This is a genomic window from Natronincola peptidivorans (genome assembly GCF_900111615.1).
Taxonomy (GTDB): Bacteria; Bacillota; Clostridia; order Peptostreptococcales; family Natronincolaceae; genus Natronincola_A; species Natronincola_A peptidivorans.
The window spans coordinates 1-18,851 of record NZ_FOHU01000010.1; the positions used below are offsets into that span (position 1 = coordinate 1).

Sequence of the window (18,851 nt, forward strand, 5' to 3'; positions counted from 1 at the left end):
TATAGTCACTCCGTCCTCTGCTGTTACCTCCACTGTAATTGTGTTAGCACCTACCTTTAATGCTATTGCCTCCGAAGCCTGTCCACTGGTTACCGTCTGATTGTTAACTTTAATGATGGCATGGTTATCCTCTGCCTCAGGGGTTACGGTAATGCTACTGACACTGTTTGTTACACTGGCAGTATAGCTGGTTTCACCTGGGCTAAAGGTTGGATTCAAACCTCCGCTGCTTAGGGTCAAGCTGCTTAAATCTGGGCTGGTATTTATAATTCTAAGGATTCCTGTTTCAAAGGTGATGCTGTAGTTAGTTGATGTTAAACCTGATGGGGTGATGATATAGGTGCCAGCTTCTTCTCCTTCTTCACGATTTAAAACTAACTCTCCTTCAAGATTAGAAGTATCTTCACCTTCGATAAAGCCTGTATAGGTTACTGTGAACTCTGGATCTGTCTCTCCCTGAAGCTTGCTCTTATCATCTGCTGTAATGGTTAATGGCTTAGGTGTTACAGTAATACTAACTATAGCTTCAGCTTCATGATAATGCTGGTCCCCAGCCTTCGTCACGTTAACCTCTGCATCTCCTGAGGCCACTATGGTAACCCTTCCAGTTTCACCGACAGTAATAGCATTGCCAGAGGTGACTTGATAGCTTATAGCACCTGTTCCGCTGCCACCCCTTACCTCGATATCAAAAGAATCATCACCATAGGTTATAGTGGGGGGGATATGCATTATTAAGGAATCCTGGTTTGTCTTGCTAATACTATAATTGGTTATCTGTAAAGGATTTTCAGCATGAAAGCCATTACCCTCTCCCTCCACATATTCTGCTAGAAATGTATATGTACCGTCAGGAAGATTGCATACATTTATGCTTGCTGTACCCCTAGTACTACTACCTTCGGCAATAATTTCAGCCCTTTCGATTTCTTCGCCATTGGCTTTAAAGGAAATTACTCCCTGATGTATTTCCTGGAATATACTAAAAATAATACCATCTACATTTACAGCAAGAACAACTGTATCTAAGGTAGTAGCATCGGTTTCTGGGGAAACAGTAAAGTTTCTTAGTATTAATTTTTTATCTATTTCTGCATTGGTGCTAGTTATATCCACAGTAGCGCCCTCGCCAACCGAAAGACTTCCGCCATTGTCATTATTAGAGCCAGAGCCAATATCCCAACCATCATTTCCCGTTGCTACAACATTGGTGTTTTCCCCTTTTATGTAAACAATACCGCCTTCTCCATTCTTTCCGCCGCCGATGTTTGCTGCTCCATATCCACCACCCTTAGCGATTACATTGCCACCTGTTATGGTTATCGTGCCTCCTGATCCACTATTACCAATATGTATTCCACCGCTGCCAATACCTGCTCCTCCTGATCCACCCGTGGCGGATACCGTGCCACCTGCTATGGTTATTATTCCACCAGATTCATTACTCCCACCGCCGATGCCTGCTCCTCCATGGCCACGAACATACTCATCACCACCCGTGGCCTCTACCTCACCACCTTCTATGGTTATTACTCCACCGGATCCATTGCCTCCACCGCCGATGCCTGCCCCTCCAAAACGATCAGCACTAGTCGAGCCCCCCCAAATCTCACCACTCTTAGCGATTACAGTGCCACCTGTTATGGTTATTGTACCTCCTGATCCACTATTATTATATATTCCGCCGCCGCCGATGCCTGCTCCTCCCCGATAATCGCTTCTACCACCCGTGGCGGTTACCGTGCCCCCTGTTATAGTTATTATACCATGTAATCCATTATGTCCGCCGCCGATGCCTGCTCCTCCCTCATTGCCAGTGGCGGTTACCTCGCCACCTGTTATGGTTATTGTTCCACCGGCTCCATGACTTCCGCTGCCAATGCCTGCTCCATAATAACTTGTGGCGGTTACTGTGCCACCTGTTATGGTTATTGTTCCACCGGCTCCTTCAAAACCGCCGCCGATGCCTGCTCCTCCAAAACCACCCTTGGCGGTTACTGTGCCACCTGCTATGGTTATTGTTCCACCGGCTCCTTCAGAACCGCCGCCGATGCCTGCTCCTGCACCTTGGCTGCTTACCAATATTTCTCCTTGTGTCTCTCCAGCTGCTAAATTGATTGTAAGTGCAATATCGTTTGGTACATGTATCCCTGCTTTACTACTACCGCCACCTATGGTTGACCTACCGCTAATATACAGATTATGCTGAAAGTTGCCTGCATCGCCAAAGTCAATACCGTGATCACCTGGGTCAGGCCAAGCACCAGTTGCTGCTGCAATATTAAGATCTTCTATTGTTAGGTTTAATGCTACTGTCCTGTCACCTGCAACAGAAATATTGGTATTTGTATGCTGATGCTCTGAGCCGTTGCCAATGATTTTAACATCTGTTACAGCATTTCCTATTGTTATGGTTCCTGTGAAATCACTTGACAGTTGGTAATCTCCATTAACAGTGATTGTACCATTTCCGCTGTATACTACCTGAGTTACTGTCTGTCCATGTACACTTTCTGTTGTTACTAAGGCTATCATTCCGTAGGCTGTAAACAAAAACAACAGCATACTAAGACCTACTAGTATTTTATGTATTTTACCCATCATTTTTTTCTCCCCCTTCTTCTAAAATCCTTCTTTATTCACAATGGCTTTGCTTTTTTACTTAAAATGTTTTTTATGCTATACTATTAGTACTTAGATATAATGACTGTAGTCGTTATTGTTTTACTATATCTTTTTTAGAATAATCTGTCAATACTAGGAGTGGATTTTGATGAATCATGTCAAGGAAAATATGAAAACCATTAAAGCTATTGAAACGAAAAAAAGAATTTATGAAAGTGCTTACTTTTTGTTTAAAGAAAAGGGATTTGATAAGGTCAGTGTTGATAGTATCGTGGAAAGGGCAGGTGTGGCTAAAGGGTCTTTTTATGTGCATTTTTCTACAAAAAATGATTTAATAGCTACTTTTATTAATGAATATGTAAGCAAAGTGGATTTGGATTATAAAGCTTATGTAGAATCATTTTCTGTCGATACAAAGGCAGCTGATATCCTTATAGCTTTGGCAGAAAAAACTGCTGATGTTATTACCAAAGATATAGGCTTTGACAAAATGAGAATTGTTTATGAACTACTTATAACTAAAACACAAAACGCTAGCGCTTTATTGAGTTATAACCGTGAACTCTATAAAATAATTCAAGCTATCGTCGCCCAAGGGGTACAACAGGGAGAGTTTAGTACAGAATTATCTGTTAATACCATTGCTAAGCATTGCCTTTTTGCAATGAGGGGGCTTACTTATGAGTGGTGTATTCGTTATCCTGACTTTGTCTTAAAGGATGCTGTGACGGAGCATTTGCAAATCATATTAGCGGGTATAAGAAACAAGTAACCTTTTTACAGAAAAATAGCCAGAACATATTCAAAGTCTTCTGGCTGTTTACTTCATATAGAAATTGTCAAATCTCCTGTTTTGCACAATAACAACAATATACCTTTGCCTTATAAAGCTTTTTGATCTTGGGTGGTATTTCTCTATCAACTAAGTAACCTTATCTTCTCTATAATAAAAGTAAATGTAAGCCCTTTTATTTCTGTATTTAATAGAGAGTAATTAAGTCATACGTCCGATTGCCAATTTTAACATTAGCAGGACGGGATACTTGTTTAATATCCATATCTTTTACGTCCATGTTAGTTTCAAACCAACCTAATAGCTCTACATCATAGCCTGGGAGATACATATTAAAAGAGACTATTTTATCTCCATGGGGTGGATGTACTTGAGAAACTGCAAATACAGCATAGCCTTCGTCTAGATGTTTCGTTATTTTATAATAATCGGAATTGACAAGTTGACCATCAGTCCCACCAAGATCATATCTAAATCCTTCTACAAGTAAATAGATTTCGTCTTTTTCCCGATTTAGAACAACTGAGAAAGTCTCTGGGCTTCCATTCTCACGAAAGTCATATTTATATGTTTTGTTAAACTCATACTTCTCTAGAGGCTTACCTTCAGAAGGTTGACTATTCTCACTGGTTGAAGCTTGATTTTGACTCGATTTCTGTGCTTCTATGGTTTTAATATCAAAGCTCCTATTATTGGTATTGTAAACATATTCTTGTTTGATCTCGATGGTTTCTTTATTTGTACGATTGTCATATGTTGTTAAGGTATATGTAAAATTTGTCAATCCTCCATTTATTTTCCCAGTACTTTCAAAATCTGCGTTAGGAAAAGCAACGCTATGGGAAATCGTAATATCAGATAAAACATGAATCATCCTTGGACTATCATATTTAAATAAATCCATAGAAGTCATTTGTTCTCCCGTTCCACCGGTAGTTACTTCTACAACTAAAAAGCCATCTTTAAAGTCAATACTGGTTCCATATTTCCCTGAATAAATATCTGAGGAAATTCGTCTATATTTTCCATCGGCCCAACTGATAATTTCAACTTTGTCATACCAATCAACACCATAGGGATGGACTAAAACAGCTTCCTCCATACCATCCTCAGTAATGTCAAAATAATAAATTTCCCATGTGTCAAAAATTTCTTCTGTAATATTTATAATTTCTTGCTTTACGAATTTATAAAGGGCATCCCTATCCCGCAAAGCATTATTTTCTGCTGCCTTTTCTGCTTCTAATTCTGCCCTAATCTCTTCTCTCAGTTCCTCTTCTGATTTTGCATCTGTACTATTGGCAGGAGTAGAACACCCTACTAAGCTTGTAAAAACAAATGATACTACAATAATTAAGCTTATTAATTTTTTCATCTTCACCATCACTCCCTAATTTGTGTTTGGAATAAAATTTCTACATTTTTACACATAAAGTCCCTTCTAATTTTAGTACTAATCAAGTGCAGTAAATATATTAATCCATTGGTGCAAATATATTAATCTCTTCTATTTTAACATCTTCGCTCATATCATCCTTGCTGGAGTAACTCCTTGATGTGTTATAGAAGAATCTCATTCGTAAACCTCCAAAACCTCCAGCAGTTGTCCCTTTGGGGCTGTTGTCTTCTTTATATTGGAATGAATCAAATATATACCCACCACCATGAAAATCCTCTGCATTTTCAAAATTCTTTTCACAATAGGCAATGGCTTTTAAAGCAGGATCTCCTATATTAAAATCATAGCTAAATCTATATTTGTTTGAGGTTATGGTTATACCGCTTGGATATTGATCAGCGGGTAATTTTTTAGTATTATGACCGAAATAAAATTCAATGCCATCATATTCAAGTATAGATCTATAATCAACGTATGCACCATCTTCTTTAGTTTCAAATGTATAATTATGCCCTAATTTTTCTATTATTTGGTCCTTTGTCATAAATACTGATAAAGCTATGGGCGTTACTTCCTCTATCGTTGTTTGTCCAACAGGTGTACTCTCTTCTTTCTGTTCTTCCTTTTGTTGCTTCTCAGCCTCTAGTTCTGCTCTTATTTCAGCTTCCAGTTCTTTTCTAAGCTTTTCTTCTGCTTCAAGCTCTGCTTTTATTTCCGCCCTTAGTTCTTCTTCTGTTTTTTGTGGTGAAGAGCACCCGGTTATTATGGTGAATAATAATGAGATAACAATAAATAGACTTAATAGCTTTTTCATAGGCTCCCCCCTTAGTCATATTTCCAGGGAATTCTTTCACCATTAATGGTTACTGAAGAAGAATCCAAGTCGGTTATATTCATCTCGTCTAGTAGCAAATATCCAGTATAATAACCTATTGGTTCCACGTTAAACCATACATCAAATGGTCCCGAGGGTACTATTACATACCGAAAGAAAAAGACAGAATTATAAGCATATTGATGCTGATCAATTGCTAAAACAAAATAACCTGGCCATTCGGAATCAGGAATAATTGTATATCTATCGCTGATTCTAGGTGGATCTAAAAAATAAGACCAATTCCCCAAATTTCGAAATTCAATTCTATCACCATTAACCTCAAAGTATATTTCATTGTCGTTAGGTCTAACTAATTTAAATTTATCTAGGTTTCCATCCTGATTTAAGTTATACAATGTATACTCTTTGTTCAATTCATAAAATTCTCGAAGGCTACCTGAACTAGATTGATTTGATGACCCTTGTGCCCCGGAGCTGCTTTGATTTTCTCGTTCCTTTACTGCCCTTTCAAATTGTGCTATTCTATTCCTTTCCAACTGACTTCCCAAAGGGTAAAAATCTCCATAACCTCGGGGGAAGTGTGCAGTATAATCTAACCCTGCTTGTAATATAACAAGAGTGGTATATTGATCCAATCTAACCTCTTCAACGAATGTACCTTGGCTAATAAGGTAGATGTCCATTGTGTCCAACTCTATGAAAAATGTTAATATCCCAACGCCATGAATTGGCCCTACTGAAAAATAAATCTCTCTACCCCCATCTGACAGTTGTGCCTTAGTAACCTCAGGGAATTGCATGTTATGTGTAAATTCACCTGTTTTTTCATATGTCCTATAATTGTAATTTCTATAAGCATTTATAAGGGTTACTGTATTGTCAGAGTTATTATAGGTAAGCTTTAAATCACCATTTTCAACTTTGTAGGTAAAGCCCTTGGACAGATCATCTCTTACGGGTTGGCTTGTTACCCCTTGACTGCCATTTGAACTCTGATTTGTTTGATCATTAGCTTGCTGCTGGGCATTATTATTTGATTGTTTCTGGTCATCATTCTTTGCTTGTTCTTCTGCTTCCTTAGTAGCTTGTGCTTCCATCTCAGCTCTAATCTCTGCCCTTAACTCTTCTTCTGATTGTTGATTAGAGGCTTGTTGTGAGCAACCTATTAAAGAAAATAACATCAGTGAAATACAGATGATTGTAAGTACTTTCTTCATAACTTCATCTCCTTCCTCTCCTTTAAACTTTTTTCAATATGCCATTTACTAATATGGGATCTATTCCTTTGCTATTTTATAAATATTTTCTTCAACAGGAGTTACATCTGGATCCATCCTCCATTCGTAAAGAATAAATTCTATTTCCCTTCCCCCTACCGTTCCTGTTACCATTATATGAGCTCCGTCAAGTGGGAGTTCTGCGTGCACAATAACAAGGGCGTTTTCAATGGTTCCAATAGGAAAAATAGGATCAGGGTCAGCAAACATACCTAAGTGATAATCAAATCTGACGTTTTCTATCTTTCCAAATACGGCAAATTGAAGTGTATAGGTTCCCACATTAAAGCTTTCTTTTGGACCAACATTGTATTCGATTATATCAAGTTTATCTTTATTAACACCATCATAGAAATGGGCAATTACGGCTTCATATTCATTAAAATTAACATAGGTTCCATGGGTGGTTTCATTCTCAAATTTTGATTTTTCTTCTGCTTCTCTCTTTGCTTGATCTTCTGCTTCCTTTGCAGCTTGTGCTTCCATCTCAGCTCTTATCTCTTCCCTTAATTCTTCTTCTGATTTTTGATTAGAGGCTTGTTGAGAACAGCCTATTAGTGATACTATCATTAGGCATATAAGTATAATCCTTAATATTTTTTTCATAAACACTCCACTCTCCTATCCCTTGATTTCATTTTTTATACATGTTGATAAAAAATACTGCTTTCAAATATATACTATAATTTTGCAATATAGATACTTTTAAATGTTTTTTATGAACTGTGCTTATTGCTATAGCTATATTTCCACAAAGAAAGTAGTTCCCTTATTAACCTGACTTTCTGCCCATATTTTCCCACCATGCTTTACTACAAGCTCCTTAGCAATACATAATCCAAGTCCAGTTGATTGTGAGTCCATATTGTTCTTTGATCTATAATATCTATCAAATACACGGTGTATTTCTTCTAATGCTATACCCATACCGCTATCTTCTATGGCTATTTGAATTTTTTTATCCTCTTTATGCTTAGTAGTAATCATGATTTTCCCACCCTGTGGTGAGTGTTTAACTGCATTATATATAGTGTTGACTAACACTTGCCTAATTCTAGTATAGTCAATTTCTAATTGACGGTCTTTTGTTGCTTCCAATTCGGTAATAATGTTTATATCTTTCTTTTCTGCAGTGTTTTGTAGATTGAATACTACTTCTTCAATCAATTTGTTTATATTAGTCTTTTTTTTGTTTAGCTTTATTTGATTATTTTCTAACTTTGATATTGTAAATAAATCTTCTACTAAACGGGAAATATATAGAATGTTGGACTGGGTTCTTTTAAGATAGTTATCTATAGGGATTTTATTTCTCATTTCCTCATCTAAAATAGTATCCATATAACCCATAATGCTCATAATGGGTGTTCTAAGGTCATGGGATATGTCTGCCATAAACTTTTCTTTTTGCTTAATACTATTTTCCAATAGTTTTTTTGTATCAATAAGCTTTCTTAAGCTCCTTATTAGCCCATAACCAATGATCATTATCACAAAAGAAAGGATTACTACCATAATTTTAAGCTTTTTTTGATTATCTGGAGGGGGAATAATTAGGGGCAAAATTATATTTGTTTTCCATGCCTCGCTACCCTCTAGCTTCTTCACATCTTCATAGCTATTTACATACACATTAGGGTATACCATTGGAAGAAGCTCTACTTGTTTTGCTGAGTAAAAATCAACATTGGGAGCTAAAATAGGTTCAAGACTCCTATAATCATAGGGAGTAAACCTTTCAGGATACGCATAGTCTAAAGCTGGTTTTATCATTTCAAAAACCCTTGGGTCTATTGTTACAGTAAAGCCCATATCTTCTATATAGCCCTCAGTGGTATAGAAATACTTTGCAATCTTATATGCTTTATTATTTGTTATTGAGTTAAGCCCTTCTATAACATATCTGCTAATGTCTGAAGTATCCAATATATTTGTTTTAACATCATAGGGCTCCCCAGAAATATAATCTAATAAAGAACCATGGTCTTCAAAAATTCTTTGTTTATCCTTCTCTATTACATTGATTAGGTTTATACTAAAGTCCCTTCTCCTATCTTCATCAAAGTGATATAGGTTTTGGTGGAAGTATTCAATCGTTTCTAATAGATTACTGCCTTTATATACTTCATTAAAACTCTTAGCCCTATTAGATAGGCTAAGGGGGGTTCTCCAAAAATACATTCCCTCATGATACCGATAGTGGTTTATAGCGATTATTTCTTCTAAGCCTGTTAAATAATCAGTCTTGATATGGGTAATAGTAAAATCCCTAAGATTTCCATTTATTTCACTTGTAACGGTATAGTTTTCACCTGCTAATGATACTTCTTTCTTAATTAAAATTACTCCGTCTAATACATCCACCATTCTAAAACCATCATAAATATAAAGATTCATGTTATATTCAAAGGAACCAGGTAGTCCACGCTTACCTATATGCACCAAAAAACCATCCTGGAAAGTGAAGCTATTCTCATATCTAGCAAAAGGGATATATGAGGGAATTTCTATGAAGTGATGATCCGTTGCCTTAATTACTATTACTTCTTGAAGTCTTCCTTTACCATTGGAGGTTGTAAATACAACCTCCTCCCTACCATCCGAGTCTAAATCAAAGAAGTTAGGTCTCCACATATCAAAATCATTTTTCATATATTCTGGATATTTACTGAAAATAAAGTCATAAACTTTGTCTAAATCATGAACACCCTCTTTAGCTTCTGAGGTTCTGTCAGACTTTAGGGGCTGTTCAATACCCATCTCTAGTATTAATTGTGTTTTAATTTCTCCCCTTCCTTCTTCTCTCTGCCTTTCTTTTTTAAATTCAGTTTCAACCTCGTCTGGCAAGTCTTCTCTTCCTTCTTCTTCTGTTGTATTTGCAAAGCATCCTACAAAAGTGGTCATTACAAATACAATTAGTATAAACAAACTTATTACTTTTTTCATAAGAAAATTCCCCACAATATAATTATTTGATATTAATCATATCTTAATAATTAGGTCTATAGTTCCATCTAGTGCTGCATACATCTCCCATTGCAATCATTGAATGACAGGCAAAGCCCTTATTGAAATCCTGTTGATAGAAGCCTTAACCTGAGGTGCTATTCTAATTTTCTGTTTCCCGTATACTCCTTATCGACTTGCTTTTAAACAAAATTCCTTAAGCTTGTCCAACCATACTGTCCTGGGTTACTAGGAAAACTTCTAACCAGAGTATTAATTAAACAGAGTTTAAGCTTAAAAATAATGCTGCCCTCAGAATACACTATAATTTTTCAGAATATACTATAATTTTACAATAAAACATAACATTGAAGAACCTTTTTCCCTATATCTTTAACCAATCTTTAACAACTGTTAATTTTTGTTAATCCTTTTTTCTTTGATTTGGCATTAGTCGTTTATGTAAGCAAAAACAAAAAAGATATGCTTTTACATATCTTCTTTATAAATTGCTATTATTTTTTCATATATTATGTATCACCATCACCTATTTATTTTATTATGATTAAACTTTTAATAGATAGCCTTCTCCTCTAATATTAATAATAATGTCCTTATCATTACTAATAATCCTGAGTTTATTTTTAAGGTTGCTGACATGTACCTTAACTGTCCTATAATCATCAAAGGCTTCAGTTTTCCAGATATTTTCATACAATTCAGCGTATGATATCTTTTTACCTTTAGAGTTTAGCAAATAAACAAGAATGTCAAATTCCAATGGTGTAATGCGGACAATCTTGTTACAATTTGATACGGTATACTCCTCGGTGTCTAAAATCAGATCTTTGAATTCTACATATCTATTATAGTTTTCGTGACTATGTATGTACTGTTTAGCCCTTCGTAAATTTGCCCTTACCCTTGCAATTATTTCTTTAGGCCTAGCTGGTTTTACAATATAATCATCTCCGCCAAACTCTAGGGCTTTGATTACATCTTCTTCTAACTCTAGGCAGCTCATAAATATGATTGGGCAGTACATAAATTCCCTTATCTTTTTGCACAATTCATATCCTGTTGCATCAGGCAGTATAATATCTAAAATAATTAAATCATAATTATTTTCCTTCACCATTTGTAAAGCTTGAGAATAATTATTTGCTGTAGATACACTGTATCCTGCATCATCTAGATAAAGTGCAACGATTTCTACAATGTCAGGTGAATCTTCTACCAATAAAATTCTTTCTCTTTCCATCATCATCACCACACAAGATTATGACATCATTTTTAATATGCTTTCAATAAGGGCTTTGGCCGTCATTCACCTTTTTCAGTAGGTGATTGAACTTCCACTAAAAAATAAAGTTGAACCCGCCGCCTATAGAGGCAGGGACATTTTCATTTAGTTATACTAGTATAGGTAAAAAGTACTATAGAATTATTATATAGCAGACATAGAAATCTAGTCAATAAAATAAAATGCAACTTTTTCTAGCACCTCTTTTTTCATACAAAGAGAGCCTCCTATAACTAAGGGAATTTAGCCGCACAATTAATACGTCAATAAATCTTTAATATTTCTTTAATCAAAAAACTGGACAATGATGGTATAATATTTAAGAATTTTATTTTTAGGAGGGATATTTAGATGAAAAGAAAATTTATGGTTGTATTTTTCGTTGTCTTGCTCTTGCTGACGTTAACGGTACCTGCTTTAGCTGCAGATCCTATCAATGTAATCGTAGACGGCAGAAATCTTGCCACCGATGTTCCTGCCCAAAGTGTTAATGGGCGGACATTAGTTCCTGTGAAGCCTATTTTTGAGGCCCTTGGTGCCAAGGTTTACTGGGATACTTCTACAAGAACAGTAGTGGGCAGCAAAATAGATGCTGAAGCCACTGTAGTAAAACTGACCATAGACAGTAAAAAATACATTAAAGAAAACTTTGCTCCTTACCTTCGCAATGATTTACCATTGGATGTACCGGCTATGGTTATTGATGGCAGAACCATGGTGCCAGCCAAGGTTATTGCTGAAAGCCTAGGGGCAAAAGTTCAGTGGGATGGCACTACAAAAACCGTAATTATTAGCAGCATTCCTATACAAAAAGAAAGTAAAGGATCATCATCAGAAGTAGATGAATGGCTTCATAATGCTACTAGTGACTCAAAACAACATAAATTAAGTCATCGTGTTTTCCACTATAATGATGGTTCCATATATGATGGAACATGGTATGATGATATGAAACAAGGCTGGGGAACATATACTTATCCTAGCGGAAACAAATATGAAGGTCAGTGGTTTAAAGACGAAATGCACGGCCTAGGGACTTTTTACTATGACAGTAGCATCAAATACGTAGGCCAGTGGAATTATGGGAAACAACATGGTTTAGGTGCTTTAAGCTGGACAAATGGCGATAAATATGTTGGCCAATTCAAAGATAATAACATGCACGGTTATGGTGTATATACTTGGGAAAATGGACAGGTTTATAAAGGTCGGTTTGTAGATGGAAAAAGGGTAGATTAAAAGATAACCTTGAATAAGAGTGCACTAATGTAAGTGCACTCTAAAAGTTCTGATAAATTATGGATTATATACAATTCTTTATAATGTCACACCTGTTTTGAATATAGATATTTCTCTAAAGTTGCTTTTTTCGTTGTTTACCAATTTACCATTAGCCACTTCAATAATATATTTAATGAATCTTTCTAAAACTTCTTCCATTGTTTCATCCTCTACCAATGTACCTGCATTAAAGTCAATCCAGTGCGGCTTAAGGAGAAAAAGCGTTGAGTTAGTGGAAATCTTCATGGTTGGTACAAAGCTTCCAAAGGGAGTTCCTCTACCTGTTGTAAACAACACCATTTGACAGCCAGATGCTCCTAATGCTGTTGCTGCAACAAGATCATTGCCTGGGGCATTTAATAGATTCAAACCTTTCTTTTTTACTATTTCCCCATATTTTAGTACATCAACAACTGTAGCAATACCACCCTTTTGTGTGCATCCAAGGGATTTCTCTTCAAGGGTAGTAATCCCTCCTTCTTTATTACCTGGGGAAGGATTTTCATATATTGGTTGCTTATGTTCAATAAAATATTGTTTGAAATCATTAATCAAATCTACTGTTTTATTAAACACATCTTCATTTTCGGCACGATTCATTATTATCGTCTCTGCTCCAAACATTTCTGGTACTTCTGTAAGAATCGATGTGCCTCCTTGTGAAATCAAGAAGTCAGAAAAAGCCCCTACCAATGGATTAGCCGTGATACCAGATAGTCCATCTGATCCACCACATTTCAATCCAACCTTTAGCTGGGAAATAGGTACAGCTTCTCTTTTATCCTTTGTCATTTCTTTATAAAGTTCATTAAGTAGCTTAACACCCTCTTGAACTTCATCTCCTACCTCTTGAGTAACAAGAAATTTAACTCTGTCTTTAGCATACTCACCTAGGTCTTCCTTAAATGCAGAAATGTAATTATTTTCACAGCCCAATCCAAGCACTAGTACTCCACCAGCATTGGGATGCTTTACAACATCACATAAGATTCTTTTTGTATTTTCATGGTCATCACCCAGTTGTGAACAACCATAATTATGCTTAAATACTTCAACCGCATCAATACCATCTGGCTTAGTTTCCTCTTTAAATTGCTTAATAATTACTTCTGCAATCCCGTTTACACATCCGACAGTAGGTACAATCCATAATTCATTTCGGATTCCTACATCTCCATTTTTTCTACAGTATCCATTGAAAGTTAAATTCTTAGTATCTGCTTTTAGTTCACTCAAGTGTTGTTGAAATCTATATTCGCTGACACCGTTTAAGTTGGTCTTAGTATTATGGGAGTGTACCCAGTCACCTTTTGATATTGCCTTTGTTGCATGTCCAATAGGCGCACCATACTTAAAGATGTTTTCTCCCTCTTTTATGTCTATAATTGCAAATTTATGACCTCTATTTATTTCTTCTTGTAGTTCTACTTTCCCATTATTGGATTCAATGATTTCATCCTTTTTTAGGTCAGTTAAAGCTACCATTACATTATCTAATTCATTAATTTTAATAAATGATTTCATATTATCTCATCACCTCATGCAATGCTTCTTTCATTCCATCTGTTTCAATTTTACTTAAGTATTCAACTACTATATTAGTTAGCCCACTAATTTGGTTTAAGTCCATTTTCCAGATTTTTTCGTTGGCCAATATAGTAGATACTACATTCACTAATTGTGCCTGCGTATTGTCATATACTTTCCATAAAGTATCATATTGCTCTAAAATATCTTCATCATCACATAATCCAATCTTTTCTCCATTTCTATCTCCCTTATAGAAAGCAATCAATGCAGCTAGCGAAAAGGTTAATTTTTTGGGTAGTTCTCCCTTTCTATTTTGATACTCTAAAATAGATGGTAGCACCCTGGTCTCAAATTTTGACATCGAGTTTAGAGAAATACTCATTAATTGATGCTTTATGAATGGGTTTTTAAATCGATCTAATACATCATTTGCAAAACTTTCTAACTCAGCTTGTGGCAAATCTAGAGTTGGAATAATTTCATCAAAAATAGTTTCTTTTATGAATTGGCCCACTACCTTGTCTTCTACAGCCTCTCTTACTGTATCAATTCCATATAAATAAGCTACAGGTACCATGCTTGTATGGGCACCGTTTAAAATTCTAACCTTTCTTGTTCTGTAAGGAGTCATGTCATCCACAACTAAAACATTTAATCCTACTTTTTCAGCTGGTAAAACTTCTTTCAGCCAGGCCGGTCCTTCTATGACCCATAAGTGGAATGGCTCTCCTTCTACTACTAAATCATCATCATATCCTAAATCTTCACGAATTTCTACAATTCTCTCCTTAGGATATCCCGGTACAATTCGGTCAACTAAACTGTTACAGAATGTATTTGCTTCATCAATCCACACTTTAAATTCATTCTCTAAGTTCCAAAGCACAGCAAGCTTTAATATGATTTCTTTAATCTTTTCCCCATTTTTATCAATTAACTCACATGGAATGAAAACAAGTCCCTTGTCCTTATTTCCATCAAAAAATTTGTATCTATGATATAATAGGGCTGTCAGTTTTCCTGGAAAACTAGTCTGTGGTCTATCTTCTAATCGATCCTTATTATTATACATGATACCGGCTTCGGTGGTATTAGAGATAACAAATCTTAACTCAGGGTTTTCTGCTATCGCTAAGTAGTCATCGTAATTGGTATAAGTATTCACTCCTCTACTAATACAGTTCATCACTTCGTGATCACTCACAACCTCACCATCTCTTATCCCGTTAAGATATAAAGTATATAAGCCATCTTGCCCATTTAGCTTGTCTATTAACCCTTGATCTAAGGGTTGAACAACAACCACTCCACTATTAAAATCTGCTTCTTTGTTCATCTTATCTATGACCCAATCAGCAAAAGCTCTTAAAAAGTTGCCCTCTCCAAATTGCACTATTTTTTCAGGATAATTCTTATATTTCGGATAATTGTTTTTATTTAATTTCATTCTTCTTCCTCCTCAAATTTATAAACAGCCACCACACACAGAATCAGTACTATTAAAAGCCCTTTGAGTAACTAAAAAAGGATTTTTGTTTCATCGCTTTATATTTTATCAAACTCAACTAATACCTTTATTTTACTACCATCATTATCTTTTAATAGATCAAATGCTTCTTTGACATTCTCTAATGGTAAGATATCTGATACAATCTGAAGGATATCGATATTATCTTTAGAAACCAAATCAACAAGGGGTACAAAATCATTAAGACTATTTCTAGAACCATAAACATCTAATTCCTTTTTTAATAGGATAGAATGATTGAAGGTTGTTTCTCTTTTACCATTCCCGATCAATCCGATCTTACCACCAAAGCATGCACTTTCAATACAGTTTAAGAAGGTTTCAGGCATTCCTACTGCCTCTAGACAAACATCCATGCCATTTCCATTAGTAATATCTTTTACACGTTCTTTTAAATCTTCATTTTTTACATTAATAATCCCATCTACGCCCATTTTCATTGCTGCTTCCAGTCTTTTATCAAAAATGTCAGATATATACACCTCAGCACCTCTTAATTTTGCTGCAAGTGCTGCAAAAATGCCGATGGCCCCTGCCCCAATTACTAATACTTTATCACCTGTTTTAATATCAACCCTGTTAACAGCATGATACCCGATACTAAATGGTTCAATGAGTGATAATGTTTTTGCATCTAGCCCTTTCCCATCCACAATTCTTTCTATTGGCATTACAATATACTCTGCAAAAGATCCATCTCTTTGCACACCCATTGTTTCATTGTTTTCACAGCAATTAACTTTTCCCCTTGTACAAGAATAACACTTTCCACAATTAAAATATGGAATAGCAGTTACAGTCATACCTTTATGCAAACCAATATCATTATCTTCAATTTCTACAATTTCAGCAGAAAATTCATGGCCTGGAACTCTTGGATATGTGGCAAAAGGCTGGTTTCCTGTATATGTTTGAATATCTGAACCACAAATACCACAGTATTTTATCTTTAGAAGAGCTTCTCCCTTCTTAGGTGTTGGTCTATCTAGATATACTATTTGAATTCCTTTATCATCTATTTGTACTACTTTCATTTTTCCGATCATTTTTCTCCTCCCTTTTCTATATATGATGTTTGTATAGTTTCAATTATCAACTTTAATATATTTACTAAAAATTGCTTAGCTGTTTTTAATCTTCCACCATATTTTTTACATATTCTAGTGGGCGTAAGTTAGTAAACCCATAAAACTCCCTAGCATTTTCACCTAAAAACTGTTTCTTTTCATATAGAGTTAGTTCCTTAGTTTTTAAAACAAAGTCATGGGACATTGTATAGGTTATGGCGGTCATTGTTCTGGGATAATCAGATCCCCACATCAACTTATCTACCCCTACCAAATCAATAGCTTCTTTGATTGCTTTAATGGCGCCAGGATAAGGGTAAAATTCATTATGAAATAACCAGGTTATGCCACCTGATTCAATTCTTACATTCTTATTTTCTGCTAATTTAATCTGTTTTTTCCAGTGGGGTCTATTAGCCATACCAAAATGCCCTATAGCTATTTTTAAATTTGGATGCTCCTGAATGACTTCCTTCATTTCCGGAACCTGTTCATCACCAGGTGCTAAATCTATCGATAAAATAACATTATTTTCTTCCATAAGTTTAAAAGACGACATCATTTCTTTGTTTGTTAAAAAAACCCTTTCAGGTAAAGAAGTAAGCCATTGAGCTGGTATTTTTATTCCATCAAATCCTTGCTCAATCATATTTTCTATTTCAGTTATAAAGCCTTCTTTTCTAACCTCTGCTAACCCACACACAAATAATCTTCCTAGAAATTTCTGCTTCGATTCTAACACATACTGATTCTGGTTGCCATCTATATACTCTTGAGTAATTACCGCTGCAGCAACTCTAGCATAATCCATATTTGATATCAAAGTTTCAACACTGTTTTTTCCATCAACCATGTAAGGTGGCATCATTTGTTTTGTTTCCCCCATAAAATGGGCTTTGCCTCCACCTAGACTTTGAACTTTTTTGCCTGCCACACTACCTTTTAATTCTTCCCAAAGATGAGCATGAGCATCAATAATCAAATATTCCATTATATCTCCTCCCAGTAATTAACACTAATATTATTAGTATATAGCTCTAGCACTTTATTTTGTATGATCAATATATTGTGGATTCCATAATGTAGCAGTTTTAATTGGAGACCCCTTGGCAAATATTTTATTCTTAAAAAGGCCCACAATGTCTTTCTCTAGCTCCTTTAGATCAACCAATTCAACATATTTATCAAAATCTGATTGGCACAAATATTCAATTGCTTCTTCCATATGTTGTTGTCTAAAATTGATTGATCCATATATTAGATGATTTTTAAATCCGAAAGGCATTGTATCTAATTGAATTTTCGGTCCTAATGAAAAACTATTGAAAATTCCGTTTGTTCCTAAAACCTCATAATCAAAAGCTATTCTATGTTCAATGCTAGTTCCCGCAGAGCCGACAAATGCTGTTGCTTTACCATCTAATACTTCAACGATTTTATCAGCCAGTTTTTTTTCATTTTCATATATGTTACTTATATAGTTGGCATTCAATTTTTTCAAAGTTTCTTGTTTTACTTTTGAAATATTTTCTTCTCTACCTATGAAAACTATTTTGCTTTTAGGGTATCTTCTTATTATGTTATCTGCTATAAACATACCCGTTGTTCCAAATCCAAATATGACTACTCTTTCAAAAATTTTCTGTTGAGCAATTTTTCTTGCTTCTTCCTCTGTACATTTATGTCTTGCTAATTCTATTCTAAAGTTATGGGCAGACCCTAAATCTTCCATCCTTTCTAACTGAAATATTCCACAAGCGTAGGGATCTGCAAATGTTAGTTTCTTTGCAAGAGAAAGAGGTATTTTGTTTTCCTTTATATACTTTTCTGGAATAGGTAACAACATATCTGGATGAAAAAAGTTCTGTTTTGCCATCATCCCATCTGCTTTGTCACACCCATATTCAAAGTATTCTTCGTCTTCTGAATATCTAGTTGGATCCCAAGAATCTCCACCCCTTATCAGAACTACAGCAAATTTTTTTTGAGATGGAATATATACTACACCTTCATGCCCATTAATTAATCTGTTTTTTCCATCAGGTAGCTTTCCCTGTAATTCTTCTTCTTCACTCATTTTGAACAATTCATAATCAGTTCCACAAAAGCCAACACAGACAGGCTCACATAATATCCCTTGCTTGATGTTTTCACCACGCAATCTTTTTCGCAAACTATTTTCTATATCTATTTCACCGAATTGTAATGGTTTATTTTTATTATTCATAAAATATGTAGCGGTAGTTTTCATATCAATTCCCCTT

At 35.3% G+C, this 18,851-nt stretch carries 14 protein-coding genes; 2 read left to right on the top strand and 12 right to left on the bottom strand.

The window, feature by feature from the left end:
- On the bottom strand, positions 1-2,604 hold a 2,604-nt coding region (locus BMX10_RS18465; protein ID WP_139176440.1), incomplete at its 3' end, for an MBG domain-containing protein.
- A gap of 169 nt (positions 2,605-2,773) precedes the next feature.
- On the opposite strand from BMX10_RS18465, the gene BMX10_RS11105 reads away from it, so the two are divergent.
- Positions 2,774-3,397 carry a TetR/AcrR family transcriptional regulator gene (locus BMX10_RS11105; RefSeq protein WP_090443908.1) on the top strand — a complete coding sequence of 208 codons (624 nt, stop codon included), beginning with the start codon at positions 2,774-2,776 and terminating at the stop codon, positions 3,395-3,397.
- A gap of 208 nt (positions 3,398-3,605) precedes the next feature.
- Here BMX10_RS11105 and BMX10_RS11110 read toward each other — a convergent pair whose 3' ends face one another.
- The 6 genes from BMX10_RS11110 to BMX10_RS11135 form a co-directional block, all read right to left on the bottom strand.
- Positions 3,606-4,793 (bottom strand): hypothetical protein, encoded by a 1,188-nt coding sequence (locus BMX10_RS11110; RefSeq protein WP_090443911.1) that lies wholly within the window; start codon positions 4,791-4,793, stop codon positions 3,606-3,608.
- A 100-nt stretch (positions 4,794-4,893) separates the two neighbouring features.
- Positions 4,894-5,631, bottom strand: coding sequence for a hypothetical protein (locus tag BMX10_RS11115; protein WP_090443915.1), 738 nt, complete (start codon positions 5,629-5,631; stop codon positions 4,894-4,896).
- 11 nt (positions 5,632-5,642) lie between these two features.
- Positions 5,643-6,872 (bottom strand): hypothetical protein, encoded by a 1,230-nt coding sequence (locus tag BMX10_RS11120; protein WP_090443918.1) that lies wholly within the window; start codon positions 6,870-6,872, stop codon positions 5,643-5,645.
- Positions 6,873-6,932: 60 nt separating this feature from the next.
- Positions 6,933-7,538 (bottom strand): hypothetical protein, encoded by a 606-nt coding sequence (locus BMX10_RS11125; RefSeq protein ID WP_090443922.1) that lies wholly within the window; start codon positions 7,536-7,538, stop codon positions 6,933-6,935.
- 135 nt (positions 7,539-7,673) lie between these two features.
- A complete protein-coding gene (locus BMX10_RS11130; RefSeq protein WP_090443925.1) occupies positions 7,674-9,878 on the bottom strand; it encodes a sensor histidine kinase in 2,205 nt (734 codons plus the stop codon).
- Positions 9,879-10,443: 565 nt separating this feature from the next.
- Positions 10,444-11,139, bottom strand: a complete 696-nt coding sequence (locus BMX10_RS11135; RefSeq protein ID WP_170834789.1) for a response regulator transcription factor — start codon at positions 11,137-11,139, stop codon at positions 10,444-10,446.
- 393 nt (positions 11,140-11,532) lie between these two features.
- Here BMX10_RS11135 and BMX10_RS11140 point away from each other — a divergent pair, with 393 nt between their 5' ends.
- On the top strand, positions 11,533-12,420 hold the full coding sequence (locus BMX10_RS11140) for a copper amine oxidase N-terminal domain-containing protein (RefSeq protein WP_090443931.1): 888 nt from the start codon (positions 11,533-11,535) through the stop codon (positions 12,418-12,420).
- A gap of 78 nt (positions 12,421-12,498) precedes the next feature.
- Here BMX10_RS11140 and BMX10_RS11145 read toward each other — a convergent pair whose 3' ends face one another.
- The 5 genes from BMX10_RS11145 to BMX10_RS11165 form a co-directional block, all read right to left on the bottom strand.
- Positions 12,499-13,986 carry a UxaA family hydrolase gene (locus tag BMX10_RS11145; protein ID WP_090443934.1) on the bottom strand — a complete coding sequence of 496 codons (1,488 nt, stop codon included), beginning with the start codon at positions 13,984-13,986 and terminating at the stop codon, positions 12,499-12,501.
- Between the two features lies 1 nt (position 13,987).
- The gene (locus BMX10_RS11150) at positions 13,988-15,439 is read right to left on the bottom strand and encodes a tagaturonate reductase (RefSeq protein ID WP_090443937.1); all 1,452 of its coding nucleotides are present in this window, start codon (positions 15,437-15,439) and stop codon (positions 13,988-13,990) included.
- A gap of 98 nt (positions 15,440-15,537) precedes the next feature.
- Positions 15,538-16,566, bottom strand: coding sequence for a zinc-binding alcohol dehydrogenase family protein (locus BMX10_RS11155; protein ID WP_330387889.1), 1,029 nt, complete (start codon positions 16,564-16,566; stop codon positions 15,538-15,540).
- Between the two features lie 85 nt (positions 16,567-16,651).
- Positions 16,652-17,578, bottom strand: a complete 927-nt coding sequence (locus tag BMX10_RS11160; RefSeq protein ID WP_090443940.1) for an amidohydrolase family protein — start codon at positions 17,576-17,578, stop codon at positions 16,652-16,654.
- Between the two features lie 54 nt (positions 17,579-17,632).
- Positions 17,633-18,838, bottom strand: coding sequence for an MDR/zinc-dependent alcohol dehydrogenase-like family protein (locus tag BMX10_RS11165; RefSeq protein ID WP_090443944.1), 1,206 nt, complete (start codon positions 18,836-18,838; stop codon positions 17,633-17,635).
- Positions 18,839-18,851: the final 13 nt, after the last annotated feature.

Coding starts and splice junctions, on each gene's coding strand:
- BMX10_RS11105 (WP_090443908.1), top strand. CDS start 2,774: ATGAATCATGTCAAGGAAAATATGAAAACCATTAAAGCTATTGAAACG.
- BMX10_RS11110 (WP_090443911.1), bottom strand. CDS start 4,793: ATGAAAAAATTAATAAGCTTAATTATTGTAGTATCATTTGTTTTTACA.
- BMX10_RS11115 (WP_090443915.1), bottom strand. CDS start 5,631: ATGAAAAAGCTATTAAGTCTATTTATTGTTATCTCATTATTATTCACC.
- BMX10_RS11120 (WP_090443918.1), bottom strand. CDS start 6,872: ATGAAGAAAGTACTTACAATCATCTGTATTTCACTGATGTTATTTTCT.
- BMX10_RS11125 (WP_090443922.1), bottom strand. CDS start 7,538: ATGAAAAAAATATTAAGGATTATACTTATATGCCTAATGATAGTATCA.
- BMX10_RS11130 (WP_090443925.1), bottom strand. CDS start 9,878: ATGAAAAAAGTAATAAGTTTGTTTATACTAATTGTATTTGTAATGACC.
- BMX10_RS11135 (WP_170834789.1), bottom strand. CDS start 11,139: ATGGAAAGAGAAAGAATTTTATTGGTAGAAGATTCACCTGACATTGTA.
- BMX10_RS11140 (WP_090443931.1), top strand. CDS start 11,533: ATGAAAAGAAAATTTATGGTTGTATTTTTCGTTGTCTTGCTCTTGCTG.
- BMX10_RS11145 (WP_090443934.1), bottom strand. CDS start 13,986: ATGAAATCATTTATTAAAATTAATGAATTAGATAATGTAATGGTAGCT.
- BMX10_RS11150 (WP_090443937.1), bottom strand. CDS start 15,439: ATGAAATTAAATAAAAACAATTATCCGAAATATAAGAATTATCCTGAA.
- BMX10_RS11155 (WP_330387889.1), bottom strand. CDS start 16,566: ATGATCGGAAAAATGAAAGTAGTACAAATAGATGATAAAGGAATTCAA.
- BMX10_RS11160 (WP_090443940.1), bottom strand. CDS start 17,578: ATGGAATATTTGATTATTGATGCTCATGCTCATCTTTGGGAAGAATTA.
- BMX10_RS11165 (WP_090443944.1), bottom strand. CDS start 18,838: ATGAAAACTACCGCTACATATTTTATGAATAATAAAAATAAACCATTA.